Here is a 6,831-nt window from a genome sequence, read left to right as displayed (position 1 = left end):
GGCTCGGCCCGGCCGCCGCGGCTGCGGATGGTGACGGAACAGCGGAAGGCGACGGGACGGCGGTCGGGGACGGCGGGACGGAGACGTCGGAGGCGGGCACGAACGGCGGAGCGACCACCGGGACGAAGATCGGCAGCAAACCGGCGGGCGCCGGTACGAACACCTCCTCGGCGGTCGCCGACGGGCTCGACGAGGGCGACGGAACCGCCGACACCGCAGGCCTGGACGCCGAAGCCGAGGCCGAAGCGGACGGCTTCGGTGAGCCCGCCGCACTCGGACTCGGCCTGACCGCGCCGGGCGACGCCGAGGGCGACGGCCCGACCGGACTCGGCACCGCGGCACTCGGCGGAACGGGGCCGGGCGCCACCGGACCGGCCGCCGGAGCCGGCGCCGCCGCGACGCGGACCCGCACCGGATCCCCGGCCGCCGCGTTCCCCGCCAGGTCCGTCGCCGTGACGGTCAACGCCTGCTCACCGTTCGTCAGGTCCCGGTTGGCGGTGCAGGTCCAGCTCCCATCGACGGCCGCCGCCGCCCCGCACAGGACCACCCGCCCGTCCGAGGCGGCCCCGCCCGCCTGGGCGGTGACGAGCACCCGCGTGCCCGTCCCGGCCCGTCCGGCGAGCCTGGGCCGCGCCGTGCGGACGGTCTCGCCGGCGGCCGGCGCGGTGAGCACCGGCTTGTCCGGCGGGACGGTGGTGACGACGAGCGCCACGGCCTTGCCCGCCATCCGGTTGCCGGCCGCGTCCACGGCGACGGGGGTCAGCTGGTGCCGCCCGTCCGCCAGGTTCTCCACCGGCAGGCAGGACCACTCGCCGTCGGTGCGCACCGTGGTGCTGCACAGGTCCCCGGCGGACCCGCCGCGCACCCCGGCCGGCTGGTCGCCGACCGAGACGGTGTCGCCCGCCTCGCCGGTGCCGGTGAGCTGGAGCCCGGGGTCGTTGGTGTACTCGGGGAGGGTGAGCACGGGCGCGGCGGGCGGGGCGGTCTTGACGGTGAGCCGCACGGGCTCGCCGCGCAGCACCACGCCGCCGCTGGTGGTCTCGACCGGGGTGAGGCTGTGCCGGCCCGCGGCGAGCGCGTCGCCGGGGCGGCAGTTCCAGTCGCCGCCGCGCTCGACGCGCGCCCGGCAGAGCGCCGCGTCCCCCTCGCGGACCTCGACCGAGGCCCCGGCGACGGCGCCCTCACCGCGGATCCGCGGCCGGACGTCGGCGGTCGCGGTGCCGTCCACCGGTTCGGCGATCTCGGGCCGGGCGGCCCCGACGGTCAGTTTGATCCGCTGGTCGGAGACCTCCCCGGAGTCGGCGAAGCCGCCGGAGGCGATCAGCTGGGCCGGGTCCCGGGCGATCCGCAGCCGGGCCCAGGTCTCGCCGCTCGCGGCGCCGGAGGGAACGGTCCACTCCAGGGTCGCGGTGCCCGTACCGGGCTGGACCTCGGCCTGCACCCGGTGGGCCGGGTCGAAGCGCCCGCTGTGGTCCCAGTCGATCCAGCCGGCCAGGGTCGCCGGCTGGTCGCCGACGGCCACCGGGACGGTGAGCCGGTAGTAGCGGCCGATCGCGGCCTCGGCCGGGAAGCCGAGGGACGGGTCGGCGCCCCGGTACTCGCCGCGGCCGGGCTGGAGCTTGGGCGGCACCGGGTTGGCCCAGACGTTGTGCCGGTCGGTCGTGCCCCGCACCGCGACGGCGGTCCGCGGGTCGCGGCGCGCCGACGGGTCGGCGTCCGCGCCGAGGAAGAGGTCGGAGACCACGTGCGAGGCGTTGCCGTAGGCCTGGGGGGCGGTGCCGAGGCCCTCGTCGACGGTGACGGTGTAGGCCTGGCGCAGGACGGGCGGGGCGGTGGTGCTGCCGGCCCGGGCCGTGCTGCGCTGCTCGACCCGGAAGACGGCGGTGCGGAACGTGCCGGCGAGCTCCAGGCTGCCCTCGGCGGCCGCGCCGCCCGAGCCGTCGGTGCTGCCGTCGGAGCCGGCCGGCGCGAGGGTGTTGGCGTCGACCGTCCAGCCGGGCCAGTCGGTGCGGTTGACCAGCGCCGGGGCGCTCGGGCTGCCGCCGGTGAGGGTGAGCCGGGCGGCGGTGGTGGTGCTCCCGGACTTGCCGGTCGCGAGGGCGGCCAGCCCGCTCGCGTGCAGCCGGGGGTTGCGCACGGAGCGCGAGAAGGTGAGCCGGAGGGTGCCGACCGTGCGCCAGGAGCCGTCGGCCTGTGGCCGCGCGTCGTGGATCCGGAACGTCTGGGCCGGGTCGCCCGGGCGCGTTCCGTCCGCGTACAGCCCGGCCGCGCGCCCCCCGCCGGCGCGGTCGGCCAGCTCGCCCGGTTCGGCGGTCGCGTCGAAGCCCGGCGAGGTGGCGAGGTCGAACCGGACGGAAAGGCCGGAGGGCAGGACCGCGCGCTGCTCGGCGCTCCAGGTGTCGGGGGACTGCTGGGCCGCCGAGGGCTGGTTCCAGACGATGAGGAGCCCTGCCGCGAAGGCGGCCAGGGCGGCGGCCGTGCGGGGGAACTGTCGGCGCATCCGGCTCTCCTTCGCGGTCGGCTGCCGGGTGGCGGGCAGTCTGGGCACAAGATGTGACAAAACGGAATCACGATGCCGAGCCGGTCATACTGCGACACCTGGGCTTCGGGCCGTGTCCCACCCGTTTGGAGGTCGTCCGGGCGGCAGGACGGGATGTACCCGAACCGGGCCGATTCATCCCCTACGGATACGAAAGAAGCCCCCGGCCGACGGCCGGGGGCTTCTTGTTGGTGCGCTCAGCAGGATTCGAACCTGCAACCTCTTGATCCGTAGTCAAGTGCTCTATCCGTTGAGCTATGAGCGCAAGGATCGGGCGAACCCGATCTTGCGGAGGTTGGTGCGCTCAGCAGGATTCGAACCTGCAACCTCTTGATCCGTAGTCAAGTGCTCTATCCGTTGAGCTATGAGCGCTCGCCCCGGTGAACGTGTCTCCGTGGCGTTGCGGGAACAACATTACATGACCTGCGACGCAGGACGAAATCGATTGCTCCGGCCCCGCCCGCCCCCGCCTGGACGTGCCCGGACATGCCCGGACATGCGAAGGGCCCCGCCGACGAGATCGTCGGCGGGGCCCTTCGGCTGGCGGAGGCTGAGGGATTTGAACCCTCGATCAGGAATAACCCCGAAACCGCATTAGCAGTGCGGCGCCATAGACCGGACTAGGCGAAGCCTCCTCCACAAGGACCGCACCCGCTTGGCGGACGCGCTCCGTGTGCCTGTGATGATGCCACACCCGTGGGGCTCGGCACCAACCACCGCCAACGTTACTAGCCGGGTCGTCCCCACCGCAAAGAAGAATGAGATACTGCCGACTCCGGAGGAGCTGCCCCAAGCCGAGGAGACCTGTCGACGTGAGCAGCAGGCCGATCCGAGGCGCTGCTCGCCTCGCCGCCATACTCGACGCCCTGCCCGACGCGTTGTTGCTGGTGAACAGCAACGGCACCGTCGTGGATGCCAACGCCGCGGCCGTCCAGCTGCTCCAGGCCCCGGGCACCTCGCTCGTCGGCATGGGCGTGCTGGGCCTGCTGCCCGAGTTCGATCCCAGCCGGATCCCCGGCTCGATGCGCCCGGCCCCGCGCGAGGCCGACACCCTCGACCGCCCGGTCCGGATGACCGCCCACCGCACCGACGGCACCACCCTCCCCGTCGAGGTCTCCGGCAACGACTTCGCCGACGACGGCGCCGGCGAGGGCCGCGGCTACGCGCTCTCCCCGCTCGTCCCGTACGACCCGTACCGTGACGGCTCCCGCTCGCCGTCCGCGAGCGACCTGCTCCTGCTGCTGGTCCGGGACCTCTCCAGCCGGCTCGGCGTCGAGGCGGAGCTGCGCCGCCAGCACAAGCAGACCGAGATGATCCTGCGGGCCGCGGCCGAGGGCGTGCTCGGCGTCGACCTCGAAGGGCGCTGCGTGCTGGTCAACCCGGCCGCCGCGCACATCCTGGAGTACCGCGCGAGCGAGCTCGGCGGGCGCGAGCTGCACCCGCTGATCCAGCACTCCCGGGCCGACGGCAGTCCGCTGGAGCTGGAGGAGTCCGCGCTGATGGACACCCTGACCTCCGGGCGCAAGCACCGGGTGCGCGGCACCGTGCTGTGGCGCAAGGACGGCCGCCCCGTCACCGTCGACCTCACCACCGCCCCCGTGCGCGACGGCGACCAGCTGGTCGGCGCGGTGATGACCTTCACCGACCGCAGCCGCGAACTCGCCCTGGTCGCCCGCAACGAGCACCTCACCGCCGTCCTGGAGAGCGAGCTCGGCGGCGCGCTGACCGCGCTCAACCAGCGCCTGGACGCGCTCGCCGCCGACCCCGCCGGGCAGTTGTGGCCGGAGGCCAACTGGACGCTGCGCCGCCTCGCCGACGAGTGCCGCCGCTTCGGCCGGCTGATCGACGGCGTGCTCGCGCACCAGCGCTCCGAGGCCGGCGAGGCCGCCCAGCCCGACGGCAAGGACGCGAAGGACGGCAAGGGCGAGGGCAAGGGCGCCGAGCGGCGGGTGCCGGTAGCGCTGGACAAGATCGTCCGGCGGGCCGTCGAGGACGCCGGCGAGCTGGTCGGCGCGGGCCGGGTGCGCTTCTCGGTGCACGCCGCCGGCGTCGAGGTGATCGCCGACGAGCGGCGCCTCGCGCAGGCCGTCGCCCACCTGGTCGCCGACGTCAGCGGCGTCGGGCTCTCGCTGGACGCCCCGACCACCCCCTCCCCCGGCCTGGCCGCCCCCGGCGGCCCGGCGGCCCCCCCGTCCGCCGGCGAGCCGCCGCTGGTCGTCCTCGCGGCGGCCCAGCGCGGCGACGTCGCCCGGGTCGAGATCCGCGGCCCCGGACGCGGCGGCAGCCCCGTCCACCTGCCGATAGCCCGGGCGGTGGTCGAGCGCCACGGTGGCGTGCTCCAGCCGCACGAGCTGCCCGGCAAGGCCGGCACCACGTACGTCGTCGAGCTGCCGCTGGACCTGGTCGCCGCGAAGGCCGCCGCCGAACGCGCCGCCGCCGAGGGCCGCTCCGACCGGCCCAAGGAGGGCGACAGCGCCGTCCTGCCCGACCTGCCGGGCATCCCCCAGCTGCCCGCGGCCCGCCGCTCCGAGGACGACCGGCCCGCCGAGCGCCCCGCGGACGCCGAGGCGGACCGCGCGCCCGCTGAGGAACCCACCCCCGAACGGCGCGGACGCCGCGGCCGGCCCGCCACCGAGACCCCGCCGCCCGCCGCCCCCCAGCCCGTGGACGGCCAGGCCATGGACGGCCAGGCCCCCGCCGACCAGTGGCCGAACGCCCCGGCGCGGATCGAGCGGGCCGTGCCCGAGCAGTGGAACGGCACCGGCAACGACGCCGCCTACGGCCGCCGGACCCCGCCGGAGCCGGACGGCGCGCAGCCCGACCCGTGGGGCAAGGACGACGGCCGGTCCGGCCCGGCCTACGCCGTCCCGGTCGAGGGCGAGCACCGGCCGGAGCGCCCCGCCGCGCGCGGCCCGCTCGCGCTCGGCCCCGGCACCGGCGACGCGCCGGCCACCGGGACCCCGGCCGAGGGCACCCCGACCGACGGGACCAAGCCCCGCCGCCGCCGTGCCCGGGAGGCCGCCGAGGACTCCTCCGGCGGTCTCTCCCTGCCCGGCCTGCCCGAGAGCCCCGTCTACCCCGGCCTGGAGCACGCCCTCCCGGCCGGTCCTGCGCCCGCCCTGCCCGAGCCGGCCGCCGCGCCGACCGGCCGCCGCCGGCGCCTGGCCGTACCGCCCGGCCCCGCGCCGGAGACGCCCGCCGCGCCTTCGCCCTCCACCGCGCTGGAGCCCGCCCGCCCGGCCCTGCCGGCCGCGGAGAGCCCTGCGGACTCCGCCCCGAGACCGGTCGGCACCGGCCTCGGCGAGCTCGCCCCGCCGCGCCCGCTCGGCCCCCCGCCGGTACCGGCCGTCCCGGCCGAGGCCCGCACCGCCCCGCGCGCCGCGATCGCCGAACTGCCCGCGGGCGGCAGCGTGAACCTGGACAAGCCCGCCGGCGAGGAGCAGGGCACGCGCCGGCTGCTGGTGTGGCCCGAGCCCGACCCGGCCACCAGGCAGGCCCTCCAGGAGCGCGGCTACCGCCCGGTGATCGTCCGCTCCCGCGAGGAGGTCGACGCCCAGGTCGCCGGCTTCCCCGCCGCGCTCTTCGTCGACCCGCTGACCGGCCCGATCACCCGCACCGCCCTGCAGTCGCTGCGCACCGCGGCGCTCAACAGCCGGGTGCCGGTGCTCGTCACCGCCGGCCTCGGCCAGGCCACCCGGGACGCCGCGTACGGCGCCGACCCGGCCGTGCTGCTGCGCGCCCTCGCGCCGCGCGACGGCGAGCACCACGCCCCGCGCGTCCTGCTGGTCGAGAGCGACCCGGACATCGCCTCGGCGATGATCAACAGCCTGGAGCGGCGCGGCATGCACGTCGAGCACGCGACGGACGAGAACGACGCCGTCTCCCGGGCCAGCAGCGTGCAGCCCAACCTGGTGGTGATGGACCTGCTCCAGATCCGCCGCCGCCGGGTCGGCCTGCTGGACTGGCTGCGCGCCAACGACCGGCTGCACCGGACCCCGCTGGTGGTCTACACCTCGGTCGACCTCGACCCGCGCGAGCTGCCCCGGCTGCGCACCGGCGAGACGGTGCTGTTCCTCGCCGAGCGCTCGACCAGCGCGGACGTCCAGTCGCGGATCGTCGACCTGCTCGGGCGGATCGGCGCGATGGGCGAGGCCGGCGTCGCCGCCGCGGGCTGAGCACGACGGAGGGCCGGCCACCCCGCTCGGGGTGGCCGGCCCGCCGTCGTTACGCGGGCTCTACGTTGCCAGCACCCGTTCGGCCAGGTAGTGACGCCCGGTAGTGGCCCGGGGGAC

Annotated in this window: 2 protein-coding genes and 3 tRNA genes; 1 reads left to right on the top strand and 4 read right to left on the bottom strand. The window is 76.6% G+C overall.

Annotated elements, in window-relative coordinates; translation table 11 throughout:
- The 4 genes from ACFVU9_RS35665 to ACFVU9_RS35650 form a co-directional block, all read right to left on the bottom strand.
- On the bottom strand, positions 1-2,500 hold a 2,500-nt coding region (locus ACFVU9_RS35665), incomplete at its 3' end, for an Ig-like domain-containing protein (RefSeq protein ID WP_387600710.1).
- 228 nt (positions 2,501-2,728) lie between these two features.
- Positions 2,729-2,804 (bottom strand) — tRNA-Arg (locus ACFVU9_RS35660).
- A gap of 31 nt (positions 2,805-2,835) precedes the next feature.
- Positions 2,836-2,911: transfer RNA gene (locus ACFVU9_RS35655), tRNA-Arg, on the bottom strand.
- Between the two features lie 169 nt (positions 2,912-3,080).
- Positions 3,081-3,174 (bottom strand) — tRNA-Ser (locus ACFVU9_RS35650).
- 177 nt (positions 3,175-3,351) lie between these two features.
- Between ACFVU9_RS35650 and ACFVU9_RS35645 the strand changes: the two genes are divergently transcribed.
- A complete protein-coding gene (locus ACFVU9_RS35645) occupies positions 3,352-6,714 on the top strand; it encodes a PAS domain-containing protein (protein WP_387600707.1) in 3,363 nt (1,120 codons plus the stop codon).
- Positions 6,715-6,831: the final 117 nt, after the last annotated feature.

The sequence above is a fragment of the Kitasatospora sp. NPDC057936 genome, assembly GCF_042887525.1.
Lineage (GTDB): Bacteria > Actinomycetota > Actinomycetes > Streptomycetales > Streptomycetaceae > Kitasatospora.
This window is presented reverse-complemented; position numbering and strand designations above follow the sequence as displayed.